This window comes from Vibrio coralliilyticus, from assembly GCF_024449095.1.
Taxonomy (GTDB): domain Bacteria; phylum Pseudomonadota; class Gammaproteobacteria; order Enterobacterales; family Vibrionaceae; genus Vibrio; species Vibrio coralliilyticus_A.
In genome coordinates this window covers 2,901,399-2,915,365 of record NZ_CP024627.1, presented here as the reverse complement: position 1 = coordinate 2,915,365, position 13,967 = coordinate 2,901,399, and the positions used below count along the sequence as shown (strand labels likewise).

General features: G+C 45.1%; 13 protein-coding genes and 1 riboswitch. Of the genes, 5 read left to right on the top strand and 8 right to left on the bottom strand.

What is annotated here, in order from left to right; all coding sequences use genetic code 11:
• Positions 1-37: 37 nt before the first annotated feature.
• Positions 38-1,390, bottom strand: a complete 1,353-nt coding sequence (gene lysC, locus CTT30_RS13685) for a lysine-sensitive aspartokinase 3 (protein ID WP_252035425.1) — start codon at positions 1,388-1,390, stop codon at positions 38-40.
• Between the two features lie 90 nt (positions 1,391-1,480).
• Positions 1,481-1,658, bottom strand: a riboswitch (Lysine riboswitch).
• Positions 1,659-1,877: 219 nt separating this feature from the next.
• On the opposite strand from lysC, the gene CTT30_RS13680 reads away from it, so the two are divergent.
• Positions 1,878-2,999: a pyridoxal-phosphate-dependent aminotransferase family protein gene (locus CTT30_RS13680; RefSeq protein ID WP_252035424.1), complete on the top strand. Its 1,122-nt coding sequence runs from the start codon at positions 1,878-1,880 to the stop codon at positions 2,997-2,999.
• 60 nt (positions 3,000-3,059) lie between these two features.
• On the opposite strand, the gene arcA is transcribed toward CTT30_RS13680, so the two are convergent.
• Positions 3,060-4,280 carry an arginine deiminase gene (arcA, locus tag CTT30_RS13675; RefSeq protein ID WP_239838873.1) on the bottom strand — a complete coding sequence of 407 codons (1,221 nt, stop codon included), beginning with the start codon at positions 4,278-4,280 and terminating at the stop codon, positions 3,060-3,062.
• 565 nt (positions 4,281-4,845) lie between these two features.
• Here arcA and rraB point away from each other — a divergent pair.
• Both rraB and CTT30_RS13665 read left to right on the top strand, forming a co-directional pair.
• Positions 4,846-5,259: a ribonuclease E inhibitor RraB gene (gene rraB, locus CTT30_RS13670; RefSeq protein ID WP_239838874.1), complete on the top strand. Its 414-nt coding sequence runs from the start codon at positions 4,846-4,848 to the stop codon at positions 5,257-5,259.
• 133 nt (positions 5,260-5,392) lie between these two features.
• Positions 5,393-6,193 carry a glycosyl hydrolase 2 galactose-binding domain-containing protein gene (locus CTT30_RS13665; RefSeq protein ID WP_252035423.1) on the top strand — a complete coding sequence of 267 codons (801 nt, stop codon included), beginning with the start codon at positions 5,393-5,395 and terminating at the stop codon, positions 6,191-6,193.
• A 4-nt stretch (positions 6,194-6,197) separates the two neighbouring features.
• On the opposite strand, the gene CTT30_RS13660 is transcribed toward CTT30_RS13665, so the two are convergent.
• The 5 genes from CTT30_RS13660 to argR form a co-directional block, all read right to left on the bottom strand.
• Positions 6,198-6,590: a DUF2061 domain-containing protein gene (locus CTT30_RS13660; protein ID WP_252035422.1), complete on the bottom strand. Its 393-nt coding sequence runs from the start codon at positions 6,588-6,590 to the stop codon at positions 6,198-6,200.
• A 144-nt stretch (positions 6,591-6,734) separates the two neighbouring features.
• Positions 6,735-7,172, bottom strand: coding sequence for a universal stress protein (locus CTT30_RS13655; protein ID WP_252035421.1), 438 nt, complete (start codon positions 7,170-7,172; stop codon positions 6,735-6,737).
• 129 nt (positions 7,173-7,301) lie between these two features.
• The gene (locus CTT30_RS13650) at positions 7,302-9,881 is read right to left on the bottom strand and encodes a TRAP transporter permease (protein ID WP_252035420.1); all 2,580 of its coding nucleotides are present in this window, start codon (positions 9,879-9,881) and stop codon (positions 7,302-7,304) included.
• Between the two features lie 229 nt (positions 9,882-10,110).
• The gene (locus CTT30_RS13645; RefSeq protein ID WP_239838879.1) at positions 10,111-11,079 is read right to left on the bottom strand and encodes a TAXI family TRAP transporter solute-binding subunit; all 969 of its coding nucleotides are present in this window, start codon (positions 11,077-11,079) and stop codon (positions 10,111-10,113) included.
• 334 nt (positions 11,080-11,413) lie between these two features.
• Entirely contained in the window at positions 11,414-11,884 is a 471-nt protein-coding gene (argR, locus tag CTT30_RS13640) for a transcriptional regulator ArgR (RefSeq protein WP_239838880.1), read from the bottom strand.
• Positions 11,885-12,214: 330 nt separating this feature from the next.
• On the opposite strand from argR, the gene mdh reads away from it, so the two are divergent.
• Positions 12,215-13,147 carry a malate dehydrogenase gene (gene mdh / locus CTT30_RS13635; protein WP_239871031.1) on the top strand — a complete coding sequence of 311 codons (933 nt, stop codon included), beginning with the start codon at positions 12,215-12,217 and terminating at the stop codon, positions 13,145-13,147.
• A 101-nt stretch (positions 13,148-13,248) separates the two neighbouring features.
• A complete protein-coding gene (locus CTT30_RS13630; protein WP_239838882.1) occupies positions 13,249-13,413 on the top strand; it encodes a hypothetical protein in 165 nt (54 codons plus the stop codon).
• An 82-nt stretch (positions 13,414-13,495) separates the two neighbouring features.
• Here CTT30_RS13630 and CTT30_RS13625 read toward each other — a convergent pair whose 3' ends face one another.
• The gene (locus CTT30_RS13625; protein ID WP_252035419.1) at positions 13,496-13,885 is read right to left on the bottom strand and encodes a RidA family protein; all 390 of its coding nucleotides are present in this window, start codon (positions 13,883-13,885) and stop codon (positions 13,496-13,498) included.
• Between the last annotated feature and the right edge of the window lie 82 nt (positions 13,886-13,967).

The window sequence follows — 13,967 nt, the reverse complement described above, 5'->3', positions numbered from 1 at the left end:
TTTTAGCGCCAACCCTTTTTTGTTCTCTGCTCTATTATTACTTCTCAAACAATTCAGTGTGCAGCTTCTGAATCGCTAGCTTTGCGTCTGACTCATCAACTAAGAAACACAGGTTGTGAGGGCTTGCGCCATAGCAGATCATTCTCATGTTAAACTCTTCTAATGTTCCAAATACTTGTTTTGCATAACCTTTGCTCTCACTCATATTGTTGCCAATCAGCGCGACCAGACACAGGTTATGTTCTACTTCAACCGTACACAGCTCTTCCAGCTCAAGACGTGCAGCTTCAGGTAACTGAGGAGCACCACCAGATGTGTCGGTTTGGTCAAGCGTTAGACTGACACTGATCTCTGAAGTGGTAATCAAATCTACCGAAATCTTGTGCTTCGCCAGAATTTCAAATACTTTGGCCAGGAAGCCGTAAGCATGGAACATCTGCGCGCTGCGCAGCGTCACCATGGTCTGGTTACATCGTAAAGCCAGAGCACGGAAGAGAGGTGAGCTCTCGACTTGATGGCGAATCCACGTGCCGCCTTTTTCGGGTTGCTTTGATGAACCGACAAAGACTGGAATATCATGGCGAAGAGCAGGAATTAGCGTCGAAGGGTGAAGGATCTTGGCGCCAAAATTGGCCATTTCAGAGGCTTCACTGAAGCTGATCTCAGAGATAGGTGATGCTTTTGGGGCAATACGTGGGTCAGTGGTATAAATGCCCGGTACATCGGTCCAAATCTCCAGCCCCTGCGCTTCAACCGCTTCGGCAATAAGTGCGGCACTGTAATCGCTGCCACCTCGACCGAGTGTCGTGGTATTGCCATCTGCATCGGCACCGATAAAGCCTTGAGTTACCACAACCTGTTGTTGGCATAACGGGATAAGCAATGCTTGCGCTTGTTGACGAATAGTGGCCAGTTCCGGTTCTGCTTTACCAAAATTATCATCTGTGCGTAGTACGTCACGAATATCAAAGCGTACCGCATTGATACCACGTTCCCTCATTAACTGGGCCAACAGGTGTGTAGACATCAGTTCACCACAGGCGACAAGGTGATCCGTCAGCTTAGTACTTGACTGAATCGAAGCAGCTTCTGCCAAACTTGTGACGGTATCTAGAATAGAGTAGACCTCGCTGGCTGCTTGAGTTGCATCTTCTAGTTGATTGAGTACCGCATCATGAATACTGGCGAGTTTGGTTAGAATCGCACTGCGCTCTGTCTGATCTTGAACTCCATTCGCGAGTTCGACTAATAAGTTTGTCACGCCTGAACAGGCACTGCTGACGACTAACTTTGTGTTTGGGTTTTGCTCAATGATCGCAGCACAGCGACTCATGGCTTCAAAGTTAGCGACACTGGTTCCACCAAATTTAGCAACGTTAAAATTGCCCACGGCATTTCTCCCACAACTTCCTGAAAGTAAATTAGTAATCCTTGCTTGAAGAGAGAATGAGCGTATTGAGAGGTTTTATTGTGTAAGGTTTACCTCAGAAGCTCTTCATCAGACGGAGCTGATGACAGTTGATGGGAGTCAACCCAAGTCAACCGACAGATCAAAACCACAACGTTGATCTACCTCGGCACTACTCCCCCTCAGTGATTTGTATCGGAGTTGTGGCTCCACAAAACACCTACCTGGGTAGTGCTCCTCTTCTGCAAAATGCATGTATATGGCGGCATAAAAATTCACCATATATTCTGCATTGAACGTTTTTATGTGACCTTTGTCAATGGGAAGTTGGTTCTTTCTTCCCCTTGTGAATTAACAAACTTGTGACAGTGGTTTGACCTGAGCTCTTATGGTCAATTGCCGCATGTAGTGATTTGTTTTAATGTAAAGACAAATCAATAAAGAGCAGATCAGTTTCAAGGAGCGAACAATGACTATTCAAAGCTTTATCCCCCCTCATCGTATTCTTATGGGCCCAGGCCCTTCGGATATTTCTCCTCAAGTTCTACAGGCTTTGAGTCGTCCAACAGTGGGCCACCTTGACCCGCTATTTATCAAGATGATGGATGAGTTAAAACAGCTACTTAAGTACGCCTTTCAGACTGAAAATGAATTCACTATTGCGGTTTCTGCACCGGGCAGTGCAGGTATGGAAACCTGTTTTGTTAACCTGATTGAACCGGGTGAGAAGGTAATCGTTTGTCGCAATGGCGTATTTGGCGAGCGTATGCGCGAAAATGTAGTTCGAGCGGGCGGTGTTGCTGTGGTGGTTGATGATGAGTGGGGCACTCCTGTCTCGGTCGATAAAGTTGAGCAAGCACTGAAAGAGAATCCAGATGCGAAGATCCTGTCATTCGTTCACGCAGAAACATCGACAGGCGCATGCAGCGATGCTGAAGCACTAGGTAAACTTGCAAAAGCGCACGGTGTGCTAACAATAGTTGATGCCGTGACTTCTTTAGGTGGTGTACCACTGAAAGTTGATGAATGGCAGCTAGATGCGGTGTATTCAGGCAGCCAGAAATGTCTATCTTGTGTCCCTGGCTTATCACCAGTGACCTTTTCTCCTCTTGCCATTGAAAAGATTCAGGCACGTAAAACTCCTGTCCAGAGTTGGTTCTTAGATCAGAGTTTAGTGCTGGGCTATTGGAGTGGGGAAGGCAAGCGTAGTTACCATCATACAGCGCCAGTAAATAGCCTGTATGCGCTGCATGAATCTCTATTAATCCTTAAGAATGAAGGATTAGAGAATGCTTGGCAGCGTCATAGTGATATGCATGAAAAGCTGAAGTTGGGCCTCGAAAAGTTAGGTTTTGAGTTCGTTGTGGCAGCAGAATCACGTTTGCCTCAGCTCAATGCGGTCTACATTCCTCAAGGCGTCGATGATGCAGGGGTTCGCAACCATTTACTGGAAAACTACAATCTCGAAATTGGTGCAGGTTTGGGGGCATTAGCGGGTAAGGCATGGCGTATCGGTATTATGGGCTACGGTGCCCGAGCTGAAAATGTTGCACTCTGTTTGAGAGCGCTGGAAGAGTCATTAACGCAGTAACTGCTTAAACAATAAAAGGGTTGATGTTTTGACATCAACCCTTTTTAGTTTCTCTCGGCTCTAAATATCGTCACGCTCAATCGGACAGCTCATACAACGAGCACCACCGCGACCGCGGCCAAGTTCATTACCCGGAATGGTCAGGACTTCGATACCTGCTTTGTCGTACTTCTCGTTGGTGTAAACGTTACGCTCATAACCGATAACCACGCCAGGCTTAACCGTCAAGACGTTATTCGCATCGTTCCACTGCTCTCGCTCAGCTTCGTAGTTGTCACCGCCAGTTGTGATGATCTTTAGGTAATCAACCCCCAGCGCTTCTTCGATAGCATGCGTATAGCTAGGTACCTGTTCTACCTTCATCTCATTGTCACCTTTCGGCGTCAGACGCCAAGTATCCAAATCTTTACGCATGATCTCTGGATAAACCGAGAAAGTGTCCACATCCATGTGCGTCATGACGGTATCTAAGTGCATGCATGAACGGTGCTTGGGCAGGTCAATGGCAATAACTTCTTTCGCCTGACCGTTTTTGAACAGGTTGGCTGCGAGGTTTTCTACACCTTGCGCTGTAGTACGCTCAGACATTCCCACTAGGACTGCACCTTTACCGATAACCAGTACGTCTCCACCTTCGATATTGGCATTGTCATAGTGTAGATCTTCATCACCAAAGTATTTGATGAAGTCTTGCCCTGCAAAGACTGGGTGCCAGCGATAAATGGCACGTAAGTGGTTGGTTTCACGCTGACGAGCGGGTTTCATCATAGGATTGAGTGACACACCGCCGTAGACCCAACATGAAGTGTCTCGGGTGAAAAGATGATTGGGCAGAGGTTCAATCACAAAGTCTAGCGGTCGATGCATTCTTGGTAGCATCGAAGAGGATTGGATTGGTAATTCCGAATATGCTAAACCGCCGAGTAACACAGTTGCTAGGTGCTCATTATCCATATCAGACAGATAATGGCGAAGATCACGAGCGAATGTCGGACCATAACGGAAATCAGAAATTTGCGTATCAAGCAGCCACTCTTTAGCTTCTTTTACAGCCAAAGTTTCGACTAATAGATCGTGAAGAAGCAGAACTTCGACACCTTGATTTGTCAGCGTTTGTGCAAACTGATCATGTTCTTCACCTGCAGCTTCGACAGCAAGAACATCGTCAAACAGTAGCTCATGGCAGTTTGAAGGGGTAAGGTGGGTTAGTGCTCGTTCTGGTCGAGCTAACAATACACGTCTTAACTGGCCTACTTCTGAGCCTACGTACAACTTACTCATTTTGCATCCTTACAATAATATCCAGTGCGTATTTATGACAAGGTTGTTATCAAGATGCAAGTGATAATGTTGGTTTCAATAACTGCTTTTTATTATTTTTGTGGTTTTTAATTTTATTAACTCGGTTATTTTTGTGGTTTTTATCTAAAGAGATGGGGTGGATTAGATAAGCGAACCAATGCGTTACTATGCGCCTTATGACATTGATGAACTTGAGAGAAAAAAACACAATTCAGCATAGCTATTCACAACTACGATATAACTTGGTTTGAAGATATATTTCTATGCAGTTACTGCCATTCTGAAGATATGCAGAGATGAAAAATAAAAACTCAATCTTTCAGGTTGTCGCTAGGCAGTCAGCGCGGCAGATAATTCTGAATCTCTCCGATGATAAAAAAATGTTAACTTTTCCATCTTGTGAACTTGATCATTTGCGATCTTTAATCTGTTTACCACTTAAGGTGAGGATCTTCATGGATTGCGGCTAGTAATTTCACTGGATCCATGCGATATTCCGTTGCGGTAAATTACGATCAATGTTGTCACTATCTGGAGCTGACTTATGTCTCATGAAGACGAATATCTATCTGTTGAAGAATTAATTGAGATTCAAAAGGAAGAGACTCGCGATATCATTCAAGCCTTGCGTGAAGATGGTAGTGATCCAGATGCATTGTATGAAATTGAGCACCACCTGTTTGCTGAAGACTTCGATACACTGGAAAAAGCCGTGGTAGAGGCATTCAAGATGGGCTTTGAAGTATTAGAAGCTGAAGAAACAGAAGATGAAGACGGTAATAAATTGTTGTGCTGCGACGCAACGATGGAATCGGCACTTGATGCTGAGGCGATTGATGCTCAAGTAGAGAAGCTGATTCACCTTGCTGAGAAATACGACATCATCTATGACGGGTGGGGCACTTACTATGAAGGTGAAGATGCCTTATACCCTGAAGAAGACGGAGATGACGAGTAATCTCTCGTCATAAGAAAAAACCAGCGTGAGGCTGGTTTTTTTGTACCTAAATTCGAGAGTACTTAGGTATCTTTCACTATATTGATTCTTTATAATCACCCAAACTTGATCTAGCTCAATTTATAAGGGAAACATGCAGCTATCACTCGCAGGTTTATGGCAAATTTCGCCGTTAACAAATTTCTCGATTCCTCAGGATGACATCACTTTTCCCGCTCCATTAAGCGCTAAACTCCCAGACCTTCTTTCGGAAGCTGCCATTGCAGAGCAGGAGTGGCACTTGATGCATGATATTGAAGTTGATGAGGCGATGCTGGCGTTCCCTGCCGTTGACTTGGTGCTCGGTGGCGTAGATTACCATGCTGAAGTTCGACTCAATGGTGTCGCGCTGTTTGATTGTGATGGCTCGCAAGCAGAATATAAGAAAGATATTCGACCTTATATGCAGCTTGGTCGGAATCGGTTTGAGATATTATTTCTCGAAGAGGAAGAGGGGCTGTTATTTGAGGAAGACAGTTTAGAACTTTGCCCCTTAGGGGCACAAACCTACCAGAAGTTTGACTCTCGAATGGGGATTTGGAAAGAGCCTTATTTACAGTTTATTCGCCATGTACGGCTCGAGCATGTTGTGACTGAGCAGATATGGCACCATGGGGGAGGCTGTGAATTTATGGTAGATCTGCACTACAAAACTTATGCGTCTGGGTTGGTTTCTGCATCCGTGAAATTTAATGGTATGACGTATCATATCCCCATTGATGTGAGAAATGATCATGTCAGCGCCTTATTTCAGGTAGAAGCTCCGATTTATTTCAACGCAAGCCAACCTGATCCCGAAGAGCTTTATCAATTGGAAGTGATGCTCGATGGCCAATGTCAAAAATTTAATATTGGCCTGAGTGAAGACCTCTGCGTGACGCATTTTCCAATTTAGTCTTTCAAGCGCGGGCTATGTGCTGTGAAAACAGAGAAGTTTGTCTGTGCTGCCAGACTCGCTCATGGAAGTAATAGGCAAGCGTATTAATACTTGGTTCTATCGTTGCCATGACTCCTCCGACTAACCAGCTCCCTGTTAAAAGATAAGCCACACTGAAGGCAACGCTGAAGTGTACAACAGCAAAGCTGGTGGTCTTCAGTGTGGTAGCACTCTGATGTTTTTTTAAGCGAGGTGAGGTGTGCCAGACTTGTTCATGAAAATAAAACGCAACAGTATTCACCATAGGCTCGATCATGGCAATTAAACTGCCGATCAAGATATCCCCCGTCAATAGATATGCGACAGTGAACGCGATAGTGAAATGAAGAGCGGCAAAAGTGAGTGTCTTTTTCATGATGTCATCCAGTCTTTGGTGTTGATAGGATCATTATTGATAATTATTTTCATTAAAGGAACTCGATTGAAACTATAATATCAATCGTTAATAACTATTAAAAAAGGCGCTCAATTGAGCGCCTTTTGTCTTTATTCAGTTAACTTAGCCGTGCGGTTTGACCACCAAAATATTGATAGGGGAGTTCTGAACCACTTTACTGGCGACGGAACCTAATACTACCTTATCCAGTTTAGAACGCTTATGGCTTGGCATCACAATCAGGTCTGCACCGAGCTTTTCCGCGTAGTCGAGAATCGTGGCGTACGCTTTGCCTTCAGCTACATGTGTTTTATAAACGACTTCTTCTGGAATATGCTGGACTGCGAACTGTTTCAGCTGGTTTTCAACGTCATTTTTCATTTTTGTTGCGGCATCCTTTGGAAAATAGGTCGCAACCATAGACATGTGAATGCCTGGTAATACGTTCAGAAGATGAACTTGAGCCTTGGAGTACTTGGCATGCCAGACAGCCAGTTCAAGTGCTTTATCAGAAAAACCTTTGTCGTTCAGATCGACAGGAACAAGAATTTGCTTATACATCGATAGCTCTCTTTTTAAGCTTAGCCTCCAACGAGGCCAAGTCATTGCATCCTTAGTAGATACCAAATCCACTAATGTGTTTGGTATAAGTGTAGCCCCACTTCCCTCAGTGGAGTGAGGCTGACTAAGTTACGCGCTCAATTGTTCCTTTCGAGCTCGTCTCTGCTGGTTCATGCCCAAGCCAATAAGGAGTAGCAGTGCTGGTACGAAAACCCACTCTTTCATTGGTCGATCGGCGTCAACGACAACAGAGCGAATTTCCCAGTCGAAATCAACACCAGCAGCTTCTGCAGGGCTGCCAAATTCGACCATGTCGACTAACATACGGCCGTTGGCGTTATTGAGCATTAGCCCCATCGACGCAATACGATCCTCCGCTGATTTCGCACTGTCATCGAATGGCAGACGAACTGTTTTCGAGATGAAATCACCTTCAAGATTTTCACCGGCAACGAGAAGCTCAATGTCCTGACCAACAGGCAGCTGTTCAGTGATTTGCGCGATCTCTGTACCTGGGTGAAGTACTTTGGCTGGATAAATTTGATCCCACCAGAAGCCAGGGCGGAAGAAAGTAAAGGTCAGAACCAAGAGTAGGACGGTTTCCCACCACTTGTTCTTAGTAAACCACCAGCCTTGCGTCGCAGCAGAGAATATCAGCATTGCGATGACGGAAGATATGATCGTGAGCAACAAATGCCACCAACTATCAATACCCATCAAAAGAAGTTGAGTGTTGAAGATGAACATAAATGGCAAGATTGCAGTACGAATATCGTAGGTGAAGCCTTGAATACCCGTGCGAATGGGATCTGATTTCGCGATAGCCGCCGCTGCGAAGGCAGCCAAACCAACTGGAGGTGTATCATCCGCAAGGATGCCGAAATAGAACACAAACAAGTGAACGGCAATCAGTGGGATGATCAAACCGCTTTGTGCACCAAGGGTAACAATAACTGGTGCCATCAAGGTCGATACCACGATGTAGTTTGCGGTCGTCGGTAGGCCCATACCGAGGATCAGACTGATCACTGCGGTAAACAGAAGCATCAGGATAATGTTACCGCCGGAAATGAATTCAACGAAATCCGTCATCACGAGACCGATACCTGTCAGAGTGACTACCCCGACAACTGTGCCCGCTGCAGCGGTAGCAACACCGATACCAATCATGTTACGAGCACCAGACACTAAACTCTCAAGCAAGTCGATAAAGCCTTCTTTGGTCTGTTCGGCAATAGCACCTTGCTTAGACAGTACGGCCATGAGAGGACGTTGAGTAATCAGGATAAAGATCATGAATACCGTTGCCCAAAAGGCTGATAGACCTGGAGAGAAACGTTCAACTGTCAGACACCACACAAGTACCACGATTGGAAGTAGGTAGTGCAAGCCAGATTTTATCGTTGGACCCGGATCTGGTACTTCAGTGAGCTCAGCATCAATCTCAATGGCGCCTTCTTTGGCGTATCTAGCCGAGACGCTGACCAGACCGATGTAAGAGAGCAGCAATGCCACGGTGACGATAGGGGTGGCGGCATCACCGAAGACGTCTTTCGTCCAACCAATACCGTAGTACACCGCGGCACTAATGACACACAAGCCGAGAATGGTGCCAGTGAATGATAGCAAGCTTGCGATTAGTGTAGGATTGTGACGACGCGGAAGACCAGTCATGCCTGCTTTACAGGCTTCTAGGTGAACGATGTAAATCAGTGCGATGTAAGAAATCAGAGCAGGAAGGATCGCCGCTTTGATGACTTCGACGTAAGAGATTCCAACGTACTCGACCATAAGGAACGCCGCAGCACCCATGATTGGTGGTGTTAGCTGACCATTGGTTGAAGCGGCGACTTCTACCGCACCGGCTTTCGTTCCTGGGAAGCCAACACGCTTCATCAATGGGATAGTAAAAGTCCCCGTCGTTACGACGTTGGCAATAGAAGAGCCAGAAACTAAGCCTGAAAGGCCTGAAGCGACAACTGCTGCTTTTGCTGGACCGCCTTTCATATGACCGAGTAAAGAGAAAGCGACTTTAATGAAATAAGCGCCAGCACCTGCACGTTCTAACATTGCGCCAAAGAGTACAAATAGGAAAACGAATGAGGTTGATACTCCCAGAGCAACACCAAACACACCTTCGGTCGTTAACCACAGGTGAGACATCGCTTTGTTCAGGCTGGCCCCTTTGTGAGCAATCACGTCTGGCATGTATGGGCCGCCAAACGTATACAGTAAGAATACGGCTGCTACGACCATCAATGGTGGACCTAGTGCACGACGAGTTGCTTCGAGGAGTAATACCATACCAGTCACAGCAACAACAATATCTAATGTTGTGGGAGCGCCGGAACGACCAGCCAGCTCAGTGTAGAAGATATAGATATACGCAGCGGAGAAGCTACCTGCTAAGGCTAATAACCAGTCCAAAGCGGGAATTTTATCACGAGGAGAGCTCTTGAGAGCGGGGTAGGCTGTAAACGCCAAGAACACGGCAAACATCAAATGTATTGAGCGTGCTTCCGTATCGTTGAGTACGCCAAAGTCAAAAATGAACGGCAGAGGGGATGCGTACCAAAGTTGGAACAGTGACCAACATAGCGGCACAAACCATAAGATACGTCCTGGGATCCCCAGTGGAGCACGGGCACCGGTATCGGCTTGAGCTACCATTTCTTGCACATCTTGAGACGGAGATGTTGTCTTCGACATGTACTTAATCCTTATTATAAATGGCCTTGTCTTTTATGATTGTCAGAACCTGACTTTGCATCTTTCAGTTTAGTGAAAAGATGAAATATTGCTCAGTTGTAAGTTTTTGATATATAGAAACAAAGAGGAGTTTCAAAAATGTGAAACTCCAAAATAATTATGATTTGGCTCAATACCTTAGAGCTTAATGTACCAAGGAGGGAGAGCCTCCTTGGTGAATAAAGAGAGGTTACTTAAGTAGACCTATTTCTTTGTAGTATTTCTCTGCACCTGGATGTAGAGGGATAGAAAGACCGGCTTTCACCATGTCTTCTTTCTTAAGGTTTGCAAAAGCAGGATGCAGACGCTTGAAGGTATCGAAGTTTTCAAATACAGATTTCGCCACATTGTAAGCAACTTCATCAGAAACGTTTGTTGTGGTTACCATAGTAGCAGCAACACCGAAGCTATTTACGTCTTTATCTGTACCGCGGTACATACCAGCAGGTACTGTGCTGAATGCGTAGTAAGGGTTGTCACCAACAATCTTGTCAATCTTAGGACCTGTCGCTGAAACTAACTTCGCATCACAAGATGTTGTGGCTTCTTTGATTGAACCGTTTGGATGGCCTACCACATAGACGAACGCGTCGATTTTGTTGTCACATAGAGCTTGAGAACGCTCAGAACCTTTCAGTTCAGAAGCCAGTTTAAAGCTGTCGTTAGTCCAGCCCATTGCTTCCATGACAACACCCATAGTTGCACGGTCACCTGAACCCGGGTTACCGATGTTAACGCGCTTACCTTTTAGGTCAGAGACATTTTCGATACCAGAGTCAGCTCGAGCGATGATGTTGAATGGTTCAGTGTGTAGAGAGAACATTGCTCGCAGTTCTTTGTACGGGCCTTGTTCAGCAAACTTACTTGTACCATTGTAGCCGTGGTACTGCCAGTCAGACTGAACGATGCCGAAATCCAGTTCGCCAGCACGGATAGTGTTGACGTTGTAGATTGAACCACCAGTCGACTCTACTGAACAACGAATGTTGTGGTCTTTACGGCCTTTGTTAACCAGCTTACAAATTGCACCACCAGTTGGGTAGTAAACACCTGTTACAGACCCAGTACCAATCGTGATGAACTCTTGAGCGTTAACCGCACCAGCACCCATTACAGCAGCTGCAATAGCACCAACTTTAATCAGTTTGTTCAATGCCATGAATTTCCCTTCCTTTATTCATTATTAACCCCATAGCAAGTGTAGTCGCTATGGGAGTTTCCTCTTATGGAAACGGCATCTTTTTCAATCCATATGTTGAAAAAGTGGCTGAATAATACCAAAAAATTGGCACATAATTACACGATTGTTAAAGAATGTAGCGGATTTGGCTGGTTTTTGAGCGAAAATTTAACCTAAGTTAGCAGGTTAAACCATTTGCTAATCAAGGATTTAGCTTAGTGTGTGTTTAGGTAAGGAGATTTATTCAAGATGTGATTTGAGTCACAGGAAAAATACTCTCGAGTGACTCATAAAATAGGCATATATCTGAAACTTATCCAGTATATTCAAACAGTTCGCAAACCGAATTGAACAGCTGTTCTGTGGTCATACTGAGAGTTGGAGTGATAAAGATAGTGTCATCTCCTGCTACGACACCTAATATGCCTTCTGATTTTCCTAGGGAGTCCAGTAAGCGCGCGATCAATTGTGCAGCCCCCGGCCCAGTATGAATAACCACTAAGGCATTGTTATGATCGATATCCAGCACTAGTTCACGCAGTGAGCTTGATACAGTGGGCACTCCTAACTCTGCCGGTAAACAGTAAACCATTTCCATTTTGGCATTACGGGTACGTACTGCGCCAAACTTGGTCAGCATGCGGGAAACTTTGGACTGGTTGATGTTTTCGAAGCCTTCATTTTTCAGAGCCTCAACAATATCCCCTTGGGAGCCAAAACGTTCCTCTTTGAGTAGCGCTTTAAAAGCACGGACGAGGTTATCTTGTTTTTCTGAATGACGCATGGTTCTCTTTCAACCGTTGTTTTTATAAAAATCAAGTGAATATTCTCGCATAGCTATGCACATAGTGCCAATGCTATACCAAATTCTGTCTATCGTGTCACTGTAAATGGATGTGTAAGGTGGCATTTTAAAGTTACTTAACTCTTTGTCATTAAAGGTAAATGTAAGGATAATAAACACTTGTGTGTAGCACGTTGTTACTGAGTTGCGCAAGGTCGCAAAGCTGACGTTAATTGATTGTAATCAGTATGTGATTGCTATAGCTTTGGACAGCGTTGATTTCAAATCACCCCAAGACTTATAAAGAGATTCATCTCAAGGAGAACTACGATGAAAGTAGCCGTTATTGGTGCCGCTGGAGGCATCGGTCAAGCCCTAGCCCTTTTACTAAAAAACCGTCTTCCTGCTGGTTCAGATTTAGCACTTTACGACATCGCTCCGGTTACTCCGGGTGTTGCTGCTGATCTAAGCCACATCCCAACGCCTGTATCAATCAAAGGTTATGCGGGCGAAGATCCAACGCCAGCACTTGAAGGTGCGGATGTTGTTCTTATTTCAGCGGGTGTTGCACGTAAGCCTGGTATGGATCGTGCGGACCTATTTAACGTCAACGCTGGTATCGTTAAGTCTCTTGCTGAGAAAATCGCTCACGTTTGCCCTAAAGCGATGATTGGTATTATCACTAACCCAGTCAACACAACCGTGCCAATTGCGGCAGAAGTTCTTAAGAAAGCGGGTGTTTACGATAAGCGTCGTCTATTTGGTGTTACCACCTTGGATGTGATTCGTTCTGAAACGTTCGTTGCGGATTTAAAAGATAAAGATCCAGGCGAAGTGCGTGTACCGGTTATCGGTGGTCACTCTGGTGTGACGATTCTTCCTCTTCTTTCTCAAGTGGAAGGTGTTGAGTTTACGTCTGAAGAAGTCGAAGCACTGACCAAGCGTATCCAGAATGCGGGTACTGAAGTGGTAGAAGCAAAAGCGGGTGGTGGTAGTGCGACTCTATCTATGGGCCAAGCTGCATGTCGATTCGGCCTTGCTCTAGTGAAAGCACTTCAAGGTGAAGATGTGGTGGAATACGCTTATGTCGAAGGTGATGGCGAGCATGCACCGTTCTTCGCGCAGCCAGTGAAACTAGGCAAAGATGGCGTTGAAGAAATCTTAAGCTACGGTGAGCTAAGCGCATTCGAAAAATCAGCGCTTGATGGCATGTTAGAAACACTGAACGGTGACATTCAAACGGGTGTTGATTTCGTTAAGTAAATCCTACATGAGTAGTGTAAATAAAGCCGACGTTGAGTCGGCTTTTTTGATCCTTTTTCCCTTAGATAGGGTAAACCTATGATGAGGTTAAGGAGACGATTATGGACATTACTGAAATCGAAAAAGGTATGTTGGTGGAGTGTAAGCAAGGTGTTGGGGTAATCTTGGTTATTGATGCCAAGACCAATGCCGTGCTTATTGAAGAGCGTGAATCCCATCAACAGTTTGCGGCTGATATTAGTGAACTAACGGGTAATCCACAATGATACATCGGTTGTCATAAAGGCCACTTATTTACCATGATCAAAAAAGCGAGCTATGTGCTCGCTTCCTTTTGTCACTGGTCGATTATTTACGGACAGCAATCGCTTCAATCTCGATACCCACATCTTTAGGTAGACGAGCCACTTCCACACATGAACGTGCAGGGTAGTTTGCTACGTTATGCTCATCGAAGAATTTACCGTACACTTCGTTAACTGTGCCGAAGTCATTAAGGTCTTTTACGAAAACTGTCATTTTAACGATGTCAGTAACAGACAAGCCAGATGCTTCAACCACCGCTTTTACGTTATCCAGAGACTGACGAGCTTGCTCTGCGATATTTGCCGACACTTCACCTGTTGCAGGGTTTACTGGGATCTGACCTGAAGTCAGTACCATGTTACCTAGGTCTACACCTTGTACATATGGGCCAATAGCAGCAGGAGCGGATTCTGTATGAAGTACTTTAGTCATTATTATGTTCCATCTGTTGTGGGTTACGTAATTAAGGAAACTCAGTGTGCCGTGAAAGCAAAGCAGCGTAAAGAAAAAATCC

Excerpts from the sequence above, each read along its gene's own strand:
- CTT30_RS13680 (WP_252035424.1), top strand. The coding sequence starts at position 1,878 with ATGACTATTCAAAGCTTTATCCCCCCTCATCGTATTCTTATGGGCCCA.
- CTT30_RS13630 (WP_239838882.1), top strand. The coding sequence starts at position 13,249 with ATGGACATTACTGAAATCGAAAAAGGTATGTTGGTGGAGTGTAAGCAA.
- CTT30_RS13655 (WP_252035421.1), bottom strand. The coding sequence starts at position 7,172 with ATGTATAAGCAAATTCTTGTTCCTGTCGATCTGAACGACAAAGGTTTT.
- CTT30_RS13650 (WP_252035420.1), bottom strand. The coding sequence starts at position 9,881 with ATGTCGAAGACAACATCTCCGTCTCAAGATGTGCAAGAAATGGTAGCT.
- CTT30_RS13645 (WP_239838879.1), bottom strand. The coding sequence starts at position 11,079 with ATGGCATTGAACAAACTGATTAAAGTTGGTGCTATTGCAGCTGCTGTA.
- rraB (WP_239838874.1), top strand. The coding sequence starts at position 4,846 with ATGTCTCATGAAGACGAATATCTATCTGTTGAAGAATTAATTGAGATT.
- mdh (WP_239871031.1), top strand. The coding sequence starts at position 12,215 with ATGAAAGTAGCCGTTATTGGTGCCGCTGGAGGCATCGGTCAAGCCCTA.
- CTT30_RS13625 (WP_252035419.1), bottom strand. The coding sequence starts at position 13,885 with ATGACTAAAGTACTTCATACAGAATCCGCTCCTGCTGCTATTGGCCCA.
- CTT30_RS13660 (WP_252035422.1), bottom strand. The coding sequence starts at position 6,590 with ATGAAAAAGACACTCACTTTTGCCGCTCTTCATTTCACTATCGCGTTC.
- CTT30_RS13665 (WP_252035423.1), top strand. The coding sequence starts at position 5,393 with ATGCAGCTATCACTCGCAGGTTTATGGCAAATTTCGCCGTTAACAAAT.
- arcA (WP_239838873.1), bottom strand. The coding sequence starts at position 4,280 with ATGAGTAAGTTGTACGTAGGCTCAGAAGTAGGCCAGTTAAGACGTGTA.
- argR (WP_239838880.1), bottom strand. The coding sequence starts at position 11,884 with ATGCGTCATTCAGAAAAACAAGATAACCTCGTCCGTGCTTTTAAAGCG.